The sequence below is a fragment of the Klebsiella sp. D5A genome (genome assembly GCF_001620885.1).
Classification (GTDB): Bacteria; Pseudomonadota; Gammaproteobacteria; order Enterobacterales; family Enterobacteriaceae; genus Klebsiella; species Klebsiella variicola.
Genome location: NZ_LOAR01000006.1, coordinates 48,882 through 64,073, shown reverse-complemented (window position 1 = coordinate 64,073; position 15,192 = coordinate 48,882). Strand labels below are relative to the sequence as shown.

At 59.4% G+C, this 15,192-nt stretch carries 10 protein-coding genes; 7 read left to right on the top strand and 3 right to left on the bottom strand.

What is annotated here, in order from left to right; translation table 11 throughout:
• Positions 1–2: 2 nt before the first annotated feature.
• Together gspC and AS136_RS28470 are read right to left on the bottom strand one after the other, a co-directional pair.
• Complete coding sequence (gene gspC / locus AS136_RS09940; protein ID WP_016160314.1) at positions 3–845, bottom strand: type II secretion system protein GspC; 843 nt, start codon at positions 843–845, stop codon at positions 3–5.
• Positions 830–967: a hypothetical protein gene (locus tag AS136_RS28470; RefSeq protein ID WP_162542770.1), complete on the bottom strand. Its 138-nt coding sequence runs from the start codon at positions 965–967 to the stop codon at positions 830–832. The genes gspC and AS136_RS28470 overlap by 16 nt, the downstream gene beginning before the upstream one ends.
• Positions 968–1,151: 184 nt before the next feature.
• Between AS136_RS28470 and pulA the strand changes: the two genes are divergently transcribed.
• Positions 1,152–4,460, top strand: coding sequence for a pullulanase-type alpha-1,6-glucosidase (gene pulA / locus AS136_RS09935; protein WP_063266760.1), 3,309 nt, complete (start codon positions 1,152–1,154; stop codon positions 4,458–4,460).
• Between the two features lie 256 nt (positions 4,461–4,716).
• Positions 4,717–5,274, top strand: coding sequence for a type II secretion system assembly factor GspB (gspB, locus tag AS136_RS09930; protein ID WP_012968916.1), 558 nt, complete (start codon positions 4,717–4,719; stop codon positions 5,272–5,274).
• Between the two features lie 39 nt (positions 5,275–5,313).
• Here gspB and gspS read toward each other — a convergent pair whose 3' ends face one another.
• On the bottom strand, positions 5,314–5,688 hold the full coding sequence (gspS, locus tag AS136_RS09925; RefSeq protein ID WP_012968915.1) for a type II secretion system pilot lipoprotein GspS: 375 nt from the start codon (positions 5,686–5,688) through the stop codon (positions 5,314–5,316).
• Positions 5,689–6,275: 587 nt separating this feature from the next.
• On the opposite strand from gspS, the gene mrcB reads away from it, so the two are divergent.
• From mrcB to fhuB, 5 genes are all read left to right on the top strand, one after another.
• Positions 6,276–8,834, top strand: coding sequence for a bifunctional glycosyl transferase/transpeptidase (gene mrcB / locus AS136_RS09920; RefSeq protein WP_063266759.1), 2,559 nt, complete (start codon positions 6,276–6,278; stop codon positions 8,832–8,834).
• A 234-nt stretch (positions 8,835–9,068) separates the two neighbouring features.
• Entirely contained in the window at positions 9,069–11,276 is a 2,208-nt protein-coding gene (gene fhuA, locus AS136_RS09915) for a ferrichrome porin FhuA (RefSeq protein ID WP_063266758.1), read from the top strand.
• A gap of 45 nt (positions 11,277–11,321) precedes the next feature.
• Positions 11,322–12,119, top strand: coding sequence for a Fe3+-hydroxamate ABC transporter ATP-binding protein FhuC (gene fhuC / locus AS136_RS09910; protein ID WP_022065535.1), 798 nt, complete (start codon positions 11,322–11,324; stop codon positions 12,117–12,119).
• Complete coding sequence (fhuD, locus tag AS136_RS09905; RefSeq protein WP_012968911.1) at positions 12,119–13,012, top strand: Fe(3+)-hydroxamate ABC transporter substrate-binding protein FhuD; 894 nt, start codon at positions 12,119–12,121, stop codon at positions 13,010–13,012. Before fhuC ends, fhuD begins: the two co-directional genes overlap by 1 nt.
• On the top strand, positions 13,009–14,991 hold the full coding sequence (fhuB, locus tag AS136_RS09900) for a Fe(3+)-hydroxamate ABC transporter permease FhuB (protein ID WP_022065537.1): 1,983 nt from the start codon (positions 13,009–13,011) through the stop codon (positions 14,989–14,991). Before fhuD ends, fhuB begins: the two co-directional genes overlap by 4 nt.
• Positions 14,992–15,192 lie beyond the last annotated feature (201 nt).

Below are 15,192 nucleotides of genomic sequence, written 5' to 3'. Positions count from 1 at the left end.
AATTATTCATCCCCCAGCGCGAAAGCGATATCGTGTCGTTGACCTTCTCGCTCAACGGTCAGCGTTATTTCGGTCTGTTCATTCAGGTGTTGCAGCGCCTGCTGTGCTTGCGCCTGATCGCGTAAATCAATGCCATTTAGGGCAATGGCTAAATCATTTTCCTGCAGGCCGGACTGACGAAATAGCGAGGCGTCTTTGCCTGGATTAAGGCGATAGCCCTGCAGTTTGTCGCCACTGAGCACCGGCGAAATAGATAAATAAGTGAGGATATTTTGCGGCTGTTCGCGGAGTTGCTTCACAAGAGGCGGAGTGGCCGCTGTAGCGGGCGATGACGACGGCGCGCGGGTATCGTTAAATAACAAAATAGCCTCTTTGCGTCCCTGATAGTTAACGATGATCCGGTCGGGAAGAATGGCGACGATCCGCGCATCATACCCCGGGATAGTATCGCCGGCGCTAAGGCTAACCTGCTGATTTCCTTTTTCTATAATGGCGATGGATCGTGCCGGGTTACTGCTGGCGAGCAGACCCGTAAGGCGTAGTTTCAGGCTGGAAACCGGCACCTGATTGAGGTGGGTTGCATCCGTTGGCGCGGGGTTGTTTTTTGCCGCCAGACCAAACAGGGTAAATACAGGCCGTTCGGTTTTTAATTCCGACTCCGCCATTGGAGAAGCGGTTAATGGCAGGGCGGAAATATCCTCAGGACTCACAGGGAATACCACGCGCCAGGTTAATTTCGCCAGCTGGGGGATAGCGGTTATTAATATGATGAGCGTCACAATTTGTGGTAATAATTTAATTATCCCTTTATTTATATTTGTTAACCCCATCACAGAAACTGGCATTTTAATTCCTTTACTAATTTATTTTTCTGCACGTTGGCGTAATACCCTACCGAAACAGGTAGGTGATTATTGGCTTTTGAATTATTTATTGCCGGAGAGTGGCGATAAGCTTGGCGAATCATAATCAGTTTGCGGTTTCGGGTCGTCATTCCCTTTATTGATTTACTCCCCCGGCTTCCTACGCCCCCCTCTCATTTGTGGGGGATGATTGCGCCCCGGAAAGCAAAAATATCTAATTAGCGCGCTGTAAAGATATTCATCCTTTCTTACCTTTTATAATTTAATAAGCATATTAGGGACTATCGAATGCTCAGATATACCTGTCATGCCCTATTTCTTGGATCGTTAGTATTATTGAGTGGCTGTGATAACAGCTCTTCCTCTTCACCCTCTGGCTCACCGGGTTCACCAGGCAATCCTGGCAACCCAGGCACGCCCGGTACGCCCGACCCGCAGGATGTGGTCGTCCGCTTACCGGACGTTGCCGTCCCTGGCGAAGCGGCGCAGGCTTCCGCCAACCAGGCTGTCATTCACCTTGTCGATATCGCCGGCATCACCAGCAGCACGCCGGCCGACTATGCGACTAAAAACCTCTATCTATGGAATAACGAAACCTGTGATGCGCTGAGCGCGCCGGTGGCGGACTGGAATGATGTCAGCACTACGCCGACCGGCAGCGACAAATATGGCCCTTACTGGGTGATCCCGCTGACTAAAGAGAGCGGATGTATCAACGTTATCGTCCGCGATGGCACCAATAAGCTTATCGACAGTGATCTGCGCGTCTCTTTTGGCGATTTCACCGATCGCACGGTATCGGTCATCGCTGGCAACAGCGCGGTCTATGACTCCCGCGCCGACGCCTTCCGCGCCGCCTTTGGCGTGGCGCTGGCCGATGCGCACTGGATCGATAAAACCACCCTGCTGTGGCCGGGCGGGGAAAATAAACCCATTGTGCGCCTCTATTACAGCCACAGCAGTAAGGTGGCCGCCGACAGTAACGGCGAATTTACCGATAAATATGTCAAGCTGACCCCCACTACTGTCAGCCAGCAGGTGAGCATGCGCTTCCCGCATCTCGCCAGCTATCCTGCCTTTAAGCTGCCGGATGATGTCAACGTCGATGAATTGCTGCAGGGCGAGACGGTGGCGATATCCGCCGAAAGCGACGGGATCCTTAGCTCCGCCACCCAGGTGCAGACCGCCGGCGTGCTGGACGATACCTATGCCGCTGCCGCCGAGGCGCTGAGCTATGGTGCCCAGCTAACCGATAGCGGCGTGACCTTCCGCGTCTGGGCGCCCACGGCGCAGCAGGTTGAGCTGGTGGTCTACAGCGCCGACAAGAAGGTGGTGGCCAGCCATCCGATGACCCGCGACAGCGCCTCCGGCGCCTGGTCCTGGCAGGGCGGGAGCGACCTGAAGGGCGCGTTCTACCGCTACGCGATGACCGTCTACCACCCGCAGTCGCGTAAAGTCGAGCAGTACGAAGTGACCGATCCCTACGCCCATAGTTTGTCGACCAACTCGGAGTACAGCCAGGTGGTCGATCTCAACGACAGCGCGCTGAAGCCGGAAGGCTGGGACGGGCTGACGATGCCGCACGCGCAGAAAACCAAAGCCGACCTGGCGAAAATGACGATCCACGAGTCGCATATTCGCGATCTCTCCGCCTGGGATCAAACCGTTCCCGCCGAACTGCGCGGTAAGTATCTGGCGCTCACCGCCCAGGAGAGCAATATGGTCCAGCATCTGAAACAGCTGTCGGCCTCGGGCGTGACCCATATTGAGCTGCTGCCGGTCTTCGATCTGGCGACGGTCAATGAGTTCAGCGACAAAGTCGCCGATATTCAGCAGCCGTTCAGTCGCCTGTGCGAGATCAACAGCGCGGTGAAGAGCAGCGAGTTCGCGGGCTATTGCGACAGCGGTTCGACGGTCGAAGAGGTGCTGACCCAGCTGAAGCAGAACGACAGCAAGGATAACCCGCAGGTGCAGGCGTTGAATACGCTGGTGGCGCAGACCGACTCCTATAACTGGGGCTACGATCCGTTCCACTACACGGTGCCGGAAGGATCCTACGCCACCGATCCGGAAGGCACGGCGCGCATTAAAGAGTTCCGCACCATGATTCAGGCGATCAAGCAGGATCTGGGAATGAACGTCATTATGGACGTGGTGTACAACCACACCAACGCCGCCGGCCCGACCGATCGCACCTCGGTGCTGGATAAGATCGTCCCCTGGTACTATCAGCGCCTGAATGAAACCACCGGCAGCGTGGAATCGGCCACCTGTTGCTCCGACTCGGCGCCAGAGCACCGGATGTTCGCCAAGCTTATCGCCGATTCACTGGCGGTATGGACCACCGATTATAAGATCGATGGCTTCCGCTTCGACCTGATGGGCTATCATCCGAAAGCGCAGATCCTCTCGGCCTGGGAGCGCATTAAAGCGCTGAACCCGGACATTTATTTCTTTGGTGAAGGCTGGGATTCCAACCAGAGCGATCGCTTTGAAATTGCCTCGCAAATCAATCTGAAAGGCACCGGGATCGGCACGTTCTCCGATCGTCTGCGCGACGCCGTGCGCGGTGGCGGGCCGTTCGATTCCGGCGATGCATTGCGCCAGAATCAGGGGGGGGGCAGCGGCGCCGGCGTTCAGCCAAATGAGCTGACCAGCATGACCGACGATCAGGCGCGCCACCTCGCCGATCTGACCCGTCTGGGCATGGCCGGTAACCTCGCGGACTTCGTGCTGATCGACAAAGACGGCGCGGTGAAGAAAGGCAGCGAGATTGGCTATAACGGCGCGCCTGGCGGCTATGCGGCTGACCCGACGGAAGTCGTGAATTATGTGTCAAAACACGACAACCAAACGCTGTGGGACATGATCAGCTATAAAGCTGCTCAGGAGGCGGATCTCAATACCCGCGTCCGGATGCAGGCGGTGTCGCTGGCGACCGTGATGCTCGGCCAGGGGATCGCCTTTGACCAGCAGGGCTCGGAGCTGCTGCGCTCTAAATCTTTTACCCGCGATTCGTATGATTCCGGTGACTGGTTTAACCGCGTGGATTACTCCCTGCAGGACAACAACTACAACGTCGGTATGCCGCGCAGCAGCGATGATGGCAGCAACTATGACATCATCGCCCGGGTAAAAGACGCGGTGGCGACCCCGGGTGAAACGGAGCTCAAGCAGATGACCGCGTTTTATCAGGAGCTGACCGCGCTGCGTAAATCCTCTCCGCTGTTTACCCTCGGTGACGGCGCGACGGTGATGAAGCGCGTGGACTTCCGCAATACCGGCGCCGATCAGCAGACGGGTCTGCTGGTGATGACCATCGATGATGGGATGCAGGCTGGCGCCAGTCTGGACAGCCGTGTCGACGGCATCGTGGTGGCGATCAACGCCGCACCGGAAAGCCGGACGCTGCAGGACTTCGCCGGCACATCGCTGCAGCTGAGCGCCATCCAGCAGGCGGCAGGCGACCGTTCGCTGGCGAGCGGCGTGCAGGTTGCCGCTGACGGCTCGGTCACGCTGCCGGCCTGGTCGGTAGCGGTCCTCGAGCTGCCACAGGGGGAATCGCAGGGCGCTGGCCTGCCGGTGAGCAGTAAATAACATAACGTGGGGCGCCCGTAAGGGCGCCTCTGGCTGATGACAAACCTGTTTCGTTATTATGCTCGCCTTTCTGCCGGGTGGCGGCTTACGCCTTACCCGGCCTACGAAAGACTGCAATATCAAACAGTTATGCGGTTATCTGTCGGCCCGCACTAGCGTAGCGCCGCCGGGCAATCTCTGAAGAATGCACTTTGTCAGCAGTCTGGGGCGCCAGTAAGGGCGCCTTCTCTGCACCGTGAGGGAACAGGAGACGGTTGTGATTGTTCGTGATGATAGTGAAAGAGGCATCCCGCCTCTGGTGGCGCATCAGCCGCCGTCCGCGCAGGCAGACGCGCCGGTGAGCCGCGGTCGGATGGTGCAGATCCCCGGCTGGATTATCCCGCTGTACGCCGGATTATTTATCGCGCTCGGCTGGTTTGGCGGCGAGCAGTGGCGCCATCCGTCACCGCCGCAAACGCTGCCTCTGCCGGTGGCTCATGCGGCGCTTTTGCCGTTAACCGCCGCCGGGGAGACCGCGCCAAAAAACCCGCCGTCGGCGGTAAAACCCAGCGCGCCAGCGGCGCCGGTAGTGGACAGCGATACGCTGCCGCCCCTGCGCTACAGCGCCCATGTCTACGCCTCGCTACCGGAAAAGCGCAGCATTGTGTTAAACGGCAAAGCGTGGTCGGAGGGTGATTCCCCGCTGCCCAATCTGGTGGTGGAGCAGATCCAGCAGGATGTGACGATCTTTAGCTTCAACGGCACAACATTTACCCTGGCGGCGCTGGATGACTGGCCCGGCGGGAAAATTGACGAGGAGCCGAAAGGGGAATAAGGGCTACGCGCAATAAAATGCGCGTTGAGAATATTTTGTTTAGTCGCTGCGCAAGCTGGCAATAAAGGGAGCGAGCTGGCGATTAAATTGACTACACTGTGTGGCTTCCGGAGTGCTGTCCTGCAAAAGTTGTTGATAAAGCCGGTCGCTATTTTGGCTTAACGTCGCCACGTCAATATTTCCCCACCCGCGCGCTTTGCCGACATTCACCGCTGCCCGATATATCGTTTCATCGGCGGGCAGATCGCTACGATTACATTTATTCTTGAGATAGCGCGTCCCGGCTGCTACCGACGAGAGCTGCTCCAGCTGCGCCTGGCTGCTGATGGCCGGGCTGAGCGTTGAGGCGGGTTTCTGTTGGCAGCCAGAGAGCACGGCGACCACGCAAAGCGAAAATATAAGCGGAATGCGCATAGTAAAGTAATCAAAATAATGAATCACTGGCCGCTAGTTTAACAAAGATTTTCCTGGTGTCATCATAAAATATTATTCTGCATAAATGTTAACAGGCTCTCATTTTTATTGGCAGAAACTCGATTAATTCCCTTTACTTCTCTCAATAATAAATGTTGTCGTCCGGGAAATATATTTTCAGTGTGAGGCGATGCCGCCGCATTTGGCATCAGGGCGAGCGCCATTTTTTATGTTATTAAAAAACATACTCTTTCCCATCTTGTTACGTGCGCAGGCGGTAAAATGCTGGTTAAGAATGTCGCATTTTAGTGCTATCCTGTATGCCCTGAACATTACGTGCTATGTTCTGACCATTTCTGCTGATGATGCGTTTAACATAATGATTTTATGGTGAATTCTTATTGTTAATATCATGTAAAACGAAGCAAACCAACCTCATGAAAGGCTGGCGGTATGTCCTGCCTGCCAGCAGGTTGTCGTCCGAAGGATAAGCAGCCTGGACGTTAATTTGAGAGATTTCTTCTTCCTCTGTGCAGGGGAAGTATTGAGAATCAGGCCCTTGCGCCTGAACGTTGCGGAGAAAAAGCATGGCGGGAGATGACCGCGAGCCTATCGGACGTAAGGGGAGACCCTCACGTCCGACAAAACAAAAAGTTACCCGTCGCCGGGTCCGGGAAGAGGACTACGACGATGAGTATGATGACGATGATTATGAGGATGAGAAACCGGTGCCGAGAAAAGGAAAAGGCAACGGTGGCAAACCTCGTCGTAAGCGCCGCTGGCTGTGGCTGCTGGTCAAGCTGGGGATTGTCTTCGCGGTGCTGATTGCCGCCTATGGCGTCTACCTCGATCAGAAAATCCGCAGCCGCATTGACGGTAAAGTCTGGGAGCTGCCGGCCGCGGTTTATGGCCGGATGGTGAACCTTGAGCCGGACATGCAGATCAGCAAAAACGAGATGGTGCGTCTGCTGAACGCCACCCAGTATCGTCAGGTCAGCGCGATGACGCGCCCGGGCGAATACACCGTGCAGGCCAACAGCATCGAGATGATCCGTCGTCCGTTCGATTTCCCGGACAGTAAAGAAGGGCAGGTGCGCGCGCGTCTGACCTTCGATGGCGACCATCTGGAGACCATCGAGAATATGGATAATAACCGCCAGTTCGGTTTCTTCCGTCTCGATCCGCGTCTTATTACCATGCTGCAGTCGCCGAACGGTGAGCAGCGCCTGTTCGTGAAGCGCAGTGGCTTCCCGGATCTGCTGGTGGATACGCTGCTGGCGACCGAAGACCGCCACTTCTACGAGCACGATGGTATCAGCCTGTATTCCATCGGCCGCGCGGTGCTGGCGAACCTGACGGCAGGTCGTACGGTGCAGGGGGCGAGTACCCTGACCCAGCAGCTGGTGAAAAACCTGTTCCTCTCCAGCGAGCGCTCCTACTGGCGTAAAGCCAACGAAGCGTATATGGCGCTGATCGTCGATGCCCGCTACAGCAAGGATCGCATCCTTGAGCTGTATATGAACGAGGTGTACCTCGGCCAGAGCGGCGATAATGAAATTCGCGGCTTCCCGCTGGCCAGCCTGTACTACTTTGGCCGTCCGGTGGAAGAGCTGAGCCTCGATCAGCAGGCGCTGCTGGTGGGGATGGTGAAAGGGGCGTCGGTGTATAACCCGTGGCGCAACCCGAAACTGGCCCTTGAGCGACGCAATCTGGTGCTGCGTCTGCTGCAGCAGCAGCAGGTTATCGACCAGGAGCTGTACGATATGCTGAGCGCGCGTCCGCTGGGCGTGCAGCCGCGCGGCGGGGTGATTTCACCGCAGCCGGCCTTTATGCAGATGGTTCGTCAGGAGCTGCAGGCGAAGCTGGGCGATAAAGTGAAAGATCTCTCCGGCGTGAAGATCTTCACCACCTTCGACTCGGTGGCGCAGGATGCGGCGGAAAAAGCGGCTACTGAAGGGATCCCGGTACTGAAGAAACAGCGCAAGCTGGCAGATCTGGAAACCGCCATGGTGGTGGTGGACCGCTTTACCGGTGAAGTGCGGGCGATGGTCGGCGGCGCGGAGCCGCAGTTCGCCGGCTACAACCGCGCGATGCAGGCCCGCCGGTCGATTGGTTCTCTGGCCAAGCCGGCGACCTATCTGACCGCGCTGAGCCAGCCGAACCAGTATCGCCTGAACACCTGGATCGCCGATGCGCCGGTGACCATTCGCCTGTCCAACGGCCAGACGTGGTCCCCGCAGAACGACGATCGTCGCTTCAGCGGCCAGGTGATGCTGGTGGATGCCTTGACCCGCTCGATGAACGTCCCGACGGTTAACCTCGGGATGGCGCTGGGCTTGCCGGCGGTCGTCGATACCTGGACTAAACTGGGGGCGCCGAAGAATCAGCTCAACGCGGTGCCGGCGATGCTGCTGGGTGCGCTGAACCTGACGCCGATTGAAGTGGCGCAGGCCTTCCAGACGATTGCCAGCGGCGGCAACCGTGCGCCGCTGTCCGCCCTGCGGTCAGTGATTGCGGAAGATGGCACGGTGCTTTACCAGAGCTACCCGCAGGCGGAACGCGCCGTGCCTGCCCAGGCGGCCTACATGACGCTGTGGACCATGCAGCAGGTGGTGCAGCGCGGCACGGGGCGTCAGCTGGGCGCGAAGTATCCGGGCCTGCATCTGGCGGGAAAAACCGGGACCACCAACAATAACGTCGATACCTGGTTCGCCGGCATCGACGGTAGCCAGGTGACCATCACCTGGGTGGGCCGCGACAACAACCAGCCGACCAAACTGTACGGCGCCAGCGGCGCGATGTCGATTTACCAGCGCTATCTGGCGAACCAGACGCCGACGCCGCTGGCGTTGACGGCGCCGGAAGACGTGGTCGACATGGGCGTGGACAGCAACGGCAACCTCGTCTGCAGCGGTGGCGTCCGTTCGCTGCCGGTCTGGACGACGCAGCCGGATGCGCTGTGCCGCCAGGGCGAGATGATGCAGCAGCAGCAGTTGCAGCAGCAGGAAGCGAACAACCCGTTTAATCAGTCCGGGCAACAGCAGCCGCAGCAGCAACAGCAGCAGCAACAGCAGCAACAGCCGAAGCAGCAGGATAAGAGCGACGGCGTCGCGGGCTGGATCAAGGATATGTTCGGCAGTAACTGATTTTGGCCGCACAACCCGACCCCTTAATACGAAAGTATTAAGGGGTTTTTTTATACCTGTAAAAAAGTTAACGCCTCTTTAACTCCATAATAACTATCTGGTTATTAATTCGGCCTTCGGTCTCGCCAGGCTGGCATATCGCTTGCCTTGCCTTCGGCGTTTCGCCTATTATATCGCCCGTCATAATAATAATTATCGTTTACGTTATCATTCACTTTCATCAGAGATATACCCATGGTGCGTCCAAAAACTGCTCAGCCAAATCACTCGCTGCGTAAAATCGCAGTCGTAGTAGCCACGGCGGTTAGCGGCATGTCTGTCTATGCACAGGCTGCGGAACAACCGAAACAAGAAGAGACTATCACCGTCGTTGCGGCACCGGCCGCCCAGGAAAGCGCCTGGGGACCGGCGCCGACCATCGCGGCAAAACGCTCTGCCACGGCGACGAAAACCGATACCCCGATCGAAAAAACGCCGCAGTCTGTCTCGGTGGTCACGCGCCAGGAGATGGAGATGCGCCAGCCGACCACGGTAAAAGAGGCGCTCTCCTATACGCCGAGCGTCTTCTCCACCCGCGGTAGCTCGACCACCTATGATGTGGTCACCATCCGCGGTTTCACTACCTCGACGACCGTCAATACCAACCAGTATCTGGACGGCATGAAGCTGCAGGGAAATAACTACTCTGAAGTCTCCATGGACCCGTATTTCCTCGAGCGCGTGGAAGTGATGCGCGGGCCAACCTCGGTGCTGTACGGCAACAGCAACCCGGGCGGTATCGTCAGCATGGTCAGCAAACGCCCGACCACTGAGCCGCTGAAAGAAGTGCAGTTCAAGATGGGCACCGACAACCTGTGGCAGACCGGGTTTGACTTCAGCGACGCCATTGATGATGCCGGCGTCTGGTCCTATCGCCTGACCGGCCTGGGCCGCAGCCAGGATACCCAGCAGCAGATGGCGAAGTCTACCCGCTATGCGGTGGCGCCGTCCTTTAGCTGGCGCCCGGACGATAAAACCGACTTCACCTTCCTGAGCAACTTCCAGAATGACCCGGATGCGGGTTACTACGGCTGGCTGCCGCGCGAAGGCACCGTGGTGCCGTATTACGACGCCAACGGGAAGGCGCACAAGCTGCCGACTGATTTCAACGAAGGCGAGGCGGATAATAAGATCTCGCGCCGCCAGAAGATGGTGGGTTATAGCTTCTCCCATCAGTTTGATGACACCTTTACTGTGCGGCAGAACCTGCGCTATGCCGAGGTTGATACCTTGTATCGCTCGGTGTACGGGAATGGCTATGTCGCCCCGGGCTACATGAATCGCGCCTATGTGCGTTCTGATGAGCACCTGAACACCTTTACCGTCGATACCCAGCTGCAGTCTGCTTTCGCCACCGGCGCGGTCAGCCATACGCTGCTGACCGGCGTGGATTACTCGCGGATGCGCAACGATGTGGATGCCGACTACGGGACGGCGGATCCTATCAGCATGAGCAACCCGCAATACGGCAACCCGAATATTCAGGTCACTTTCCCGTACGCGGTCCTCAACCGAATGGAGCAGACGGGCCTGTACGCGCAGGATCAGATGGAGTGGGATAAGTGGGTCATGACCCTGGGCGGCCGTTACGATTACGCCACCACCTCAACGTTAACTCGCTCCAGCAACAGCCTGGCGGAGAATCACGACCAGCAGTTCACCTGGCGCGGCGGTATCAATTACCTGTTTGATAACGGCATCTCTCCGTACTTCAGCTACAGCGAATCCTTCGAGCCGGTATCGGGCTCCGGGCTTAACGGCCAGCCGTTCGATCCGTCGCGTGGCAAGCAGTATGAAGCTGGCGTGAAATATGTGCCGAAAGACATGCCAGTGGTGGTCACCGCCGCGGTCTATCAGCTGACCAAAGATAAGAACCTGACGGCGGATCCGGCTAACCAGGCGTTCAGCATCCAGACCGGCGAGATCCGCTCCCGCGGCCTTGAGCTGGAGGCGAAAGCGGCGGTGAACGCCAATATCAACGTCACCGCGGCCTACAGCTATACCGATGCGGAATACACTCACGATACGGTGTTCAACGGCAAGCGTCCGGCGGAAGTGCCGCGTAACATGGCGTCGCTGTGGGCGGATTACACCTTCCACGAAACCGCGCTCAGCGGTCTGACGGTCGGCGCCGGGGCGCGCTATATCGGTTCTACGGTCAGCTATTACAAAACTGACACCAGCACCGGTAACAAAAATGATGCCTTCAATGTGGCCGGTTATGCGCTGATGGATGCGACGGTCAAATACGATCTGGCGCGCTTTGGCCTGCCGGGCTCTTCGGTCGGCGTCAACGTCAACAACCTGTTTGACCGCGAATATGTCTCCAGCTGCTATAGCGAATACGCCTGCTACTGGGGTGCGGGACGTCAGGTTGTCGCGACCGCAACCTTCCGCTTCTAACTACTCACGGGCGCGGTTCGCCGCGCCCAACATCAGGTTGTTGCTATGCAGGAACAGACTCCGCACTCTGAGACCACCTTTGCGTTAAATGGCGTGACCTTTCGCGTACCGGGTCGCACGCTGCTTCACCCCCTTTCGTTAACCTTCCCGGCAGGAAAAGTGACTGGCCTGATAGGCCATAACGGTTCCGGCAAATCCACATTACTGAAAATGCTCGGCCGCCATCAGCCGCCTTCCGCGGGCGAGGTGCTGCTGGACGGCCAGCCGCTGGAGAGCTGGAGTAGCAAGGCGTTTGCCCGCAAAGTGGCCTATCTGCCGCAGCAGCTGCCGGCGGCGGAAGGGATGACAGTTCGCGAGCTGGTGGCGATAGGTCGCTACCCGTGGCATGGCGCGCTGGGGCGCTTCGGCGTGGCGGATCGCGAAAAGGTGGAAGAGGCGATCGCGCTGGTGGGGCTGAAGCCTTTGGCGCAGCGTCTGGTGGACAGTCTCTCCGGCGGCGAGCGTCAGCGGGCGTGGATCGCCATGCTGGTGGCGCAGGATAGCCGCTGTCTGCTGCTTGATGAACCGACCTCGGCGCTGGATATCGCCCATCAGGTCGATGTGCTCGCGCTGGTGCATCGTCTCAGCCAGCAGCGTGGCCTGACGGTGATCGCGGTCCTGCATGATATCAATATGGCTGCCCGCTACTGCGATTATCTGGTCGCGCTGCGCGGTGGGGAAATGATCGCCCAGGGGACGCCAGCAGAACTGATGCGCAGCGACACGCTGGAACAAATCTACGGCATCCCGATGGGGATCCTGCCGCACCCGGCGGGCGCGGCGCCGGTAAGTTTTGTCTATTGATGATGAACCCAACTCTGATAACCCGACGCCGCCTGCTGACCGCGATGGCGCTCTCGCCGCTGCTGTGGCAGATGCGCGGCGCGCAGGCGGCGAACATTGACCCGCAGCGCGTCGTCGCGCTGGAGTGGCTGCCGGCCGAACTGCTGCTGGCGCTTGGCGTCACGCCCTACGGCGTGGCCGACATTCCCAACTATCGCCTGTGGGTGAACGAACCCGCGCTGCCCGCGTCGGTAATCGATGTCGGCCTGCGCACCGAACCCAATCTTGAGCTGCTGACGCAGATGAAACCGTCGTTTATCGTCTGGTCGGCAGGCTATGGCCCGTCTCCAGAAAAGCTGGCGCGTATCGCGCCTGGCCGTGGTTTCACCTTCAGCGACGGCAAACGGCCGCTGGCGATGGCCCAGCGTTCGCTACTGGAAATGGCCGACCTGCTGGGTAAACAACAGCAGGCGAAGCGCCATCTGGCGGAGTTCGACGCGCTGATGGAGAACCTGCGTCCGCGATTTGCCCGGCGTGGCGATCGCCCACTGCTGATGATTTCGCTGCTCGATGCCCGCCACGTGCTGGTATTTGGTGAGAACTGCCTGTTCCAGGAGGTGCTTGACCGCTTTGGCATTCAAAACGCCTGGCGCGGCGAAGCGGCATTCTGGGGCAGCGTCACCGTCGGTATTGACCGGCTGGCGGCATTTAACGAGGCCGATGTGATCTGTTTCGATCATGGCAACGATCGGGAGATGGCCCAGCTGTTGGCGACCCCGCTGTGGCAGGCGATGCCGTTCGTGCGCGCGGGGCGTTTCCAGCGGGTTCCGGCGGTGTGGTTCTATGGCGCGACGCTGTCGGCGATGCATTTCGCCCGCGTGCTGGCCGATGCGCAGGGGAGGGCGGCGGTATGAACGCGCGTCTCTCGCCGTTAGCCATTCTCCTGCTGACCGGGCTGCTGGTTGCCGCTTTCGCGCTGAGCATCGTCAACCTCAATGTCGCTTTACCTTACGCGCAATGGCGTCAGGCGCTGTGGCAGCCGGATATCGATAATATCGCCCAGATGCTGTTCCATTACAGCCTGCTGCCGAGGCTGGCGATATCGCTGCTGGTCGGCGCCGGGCTGGGGCTGGTCGGCGTGCTGTTCCAGCAGGTGCTGCGTAACCCGCTGGCGGAGCCAACCACGCTCGGCGTCGCCACCGGCGCACAGCTGGGAATGACGGTGACGACGCTATGGGCCATCCCTGGCGTGCTGGCCTCGCAGTTTGCGGCGCTGGCTGGGGCTTGTCTGGTGGGGGCGCTGGTGTTTGGCGTCTCGTGGGGCAAACGTCTGTCGCCGGTGACGCTGATCCTGGCCGGCCTGGTAGTGAGTCTCTATTGCGGCGCGGTCAATCAGCTGATGGTGATTTTCCATCACGATCAGCTGCAAAGCATGTTCCTGTGGAGTACTGGCACCCTGACGCAGACCGACTGGAGCGTGGTGCAACGCCTGTGGCCGCAGCTGCTCGGCGGCGCGATGTTGACGCTGTTATTGCTACGCCCGTTAACCCTGATGGGACTCGATGATGGCGTGGCGCGCAACCTTGGGCTGGCGCTGTCTCTGGCGCGGCTTGGCGTGCTGACGCTGGCGATTGTCATCAGCGCGCTGCTGGTTAACGCGGTCGGCATTATCGGCTTTATCGGTCTGTTCGCGCCGCTGCTGGCGAAAATGCTCGGCGCCCGCCGCCTGCTGCCGCGATTGCTGCTGGCGGCGCTAATTGGCGCGTTGATCCTGTGGCTTTCCGATCAAATTATTCTCTGGCTCAGCCGGGTCTGGCGGGAAGTCTCGACCGGGTCAGTCACCGCGCTGATTGGCGCGCCTTTATTGCTGTGGCTGCTGCCGCGGCTGCGCAGCATCAGCGCCCCGGTGATGAATGGCGGCGATAAAGCGTTGATCGAGCGCCGCCACGTGCCGTGGTTCGCGCTGGGCGGCTTAGCGCTGCTGCTGTTGGCGATAACCGCCGCGCTGACCTTTGGTCGCGATGCCCATGGCTGGCAGTGGGCCAGCGGCGATCTGCTGGCGCAACTGATGCCCTGGCGCTGGCCACGTGTGCTCTCGGCGCTGTTCGCCGGGGTGATGCTGGCGGTCGCGGGCTGCATCATTCAACGCCTGACCGGCAACCCGATGGCCAGCCCGGAAGTACTGGGCATCAGCTCTGGCGCGGCGTTCGGTGTGGTATTGATGCTGTTCTTCGTGCCGGGCAACGCCTTTGTCTGGCTGCTGCCTGCCGGCAGCCTTGGCGCGGCGGCAACGCTGCTGGTTATTCTGATCGCCGCCGGGCGCGGCGGTTTCTCGCCGCACCGGATGCTGCTGGCGGGGATGGCGCTGAGTACCGCCTTCACCATGCTGTTGATGATGCTGCAGGCCAGCGGCGATCCGCGAATGGCGCAGATCCTGACGTGGATGTCCGGTTCGACCTATAGCGCGACGCCGGAGATGGCGCTGCGTAGTGGCGTGGTGATGCTGGCGCTGCTGGCGCTGGCGCCGCTCTGCCGCCGCTGGCTGACCATTTTGCCGCTGGGCGGCGAGGCGGCGCGGGCGGTGGGGATGGCGCTGACGCCATCGCGTATCGGGTTGCTGCTGCTGGCGGCGAGCCTGACGGCGACGGCGACGCTCACCATTGGGCCGTTAAGTTTCGTTGGCCTGATGGCGCCGCATATTGCGAGGATGCTGGGCTTTCGTCGGACGATGCCGCATATGGTGATTTCCGGGCTGACGGGCGGGATGCTGCTGGTGTTCGCCGACTGGTGCGGGCGAATGATGATGTTCCCCTACCAGATCCCGGCGGGGCTGTTGTCGACCTTTATCGGCGCGCCGTACTTTATCTATTTGCTGAGAAAGCAGAGCCGCTAACGATCCTGGATGGCCTCAATATCCCCGGTGGCGCTAGCGCTTACCGGGGCTACAGCGCTGTGCAATTTGGTAGCCCGGACAAGGCGCAGCGCGCCGCCTCAGGGAAAATCCCCGGTGGCGCTAGCGCTTACCGGGGCTACAGCGCTGTACGATTTGGTAGCCCGGATAAGGCGCAGCGCGCCGCCTCCGGGAAAATCCCTG

Coding starts and splice junctions, on each gene's coding strand:
- fhuC (WP_022065535.1), top strand. CDS start 11,322: ATGCAGGAACAGACTCCGCACTCTGAGACCACCTTTGCGTTAAATGGC.
- pulA (WP_063266760.1), top strand. CDS start 1,152: ATGCTCAGATATACCTGTCATGCCCTATTTCTTGGATCGTTAGTATTA.
- gspC (WP_016160314.1), bottom strand. CDS start 845: ATGCCAGTTTCTGTGATGGGGTTAACAAATATAAATAAAGGGATAATT.
- AS136_RS28470 (WP_162542770.1), bottom strand. CDS start 967: ATGATTCGCCAAGCTTATCGCCACTCTCCGGCAATAAATAATTCAAAA.
- mrcB (WP_063266759.1), top strand. CDS start 6,276: ATGGCGGGAGATGACCGCGAGCCTATCGGACGTAAGGGGAGACCCTCA.
- gspS (WP_012968915.1), bottom strand. CDS start 5,688: ATGCGCATTCCGCTTATATTTTCGCTTTGCGTGGTCGCCGTGCTCTCT.
- fhuB (WP_022065537.1), top strand. CDS start 13,009: ATGAACGCGCGTCTCTCGCCGTTAGCCATTCTCCTGCTGACCGGGCTG.
- fhuD (WP_012968911.1), top strand. CDS start 12,119: ATGATGAACCCAACTCTGATAACCCGACGCCGCCTGCTGACCGCGATG.
- fhuA (WP_063266758.1), top strand. CDS start 9,069: ATGGTGCGTCCAAAAACTGCTCAGCCAAATCACTCGCTGCGTAAAATC.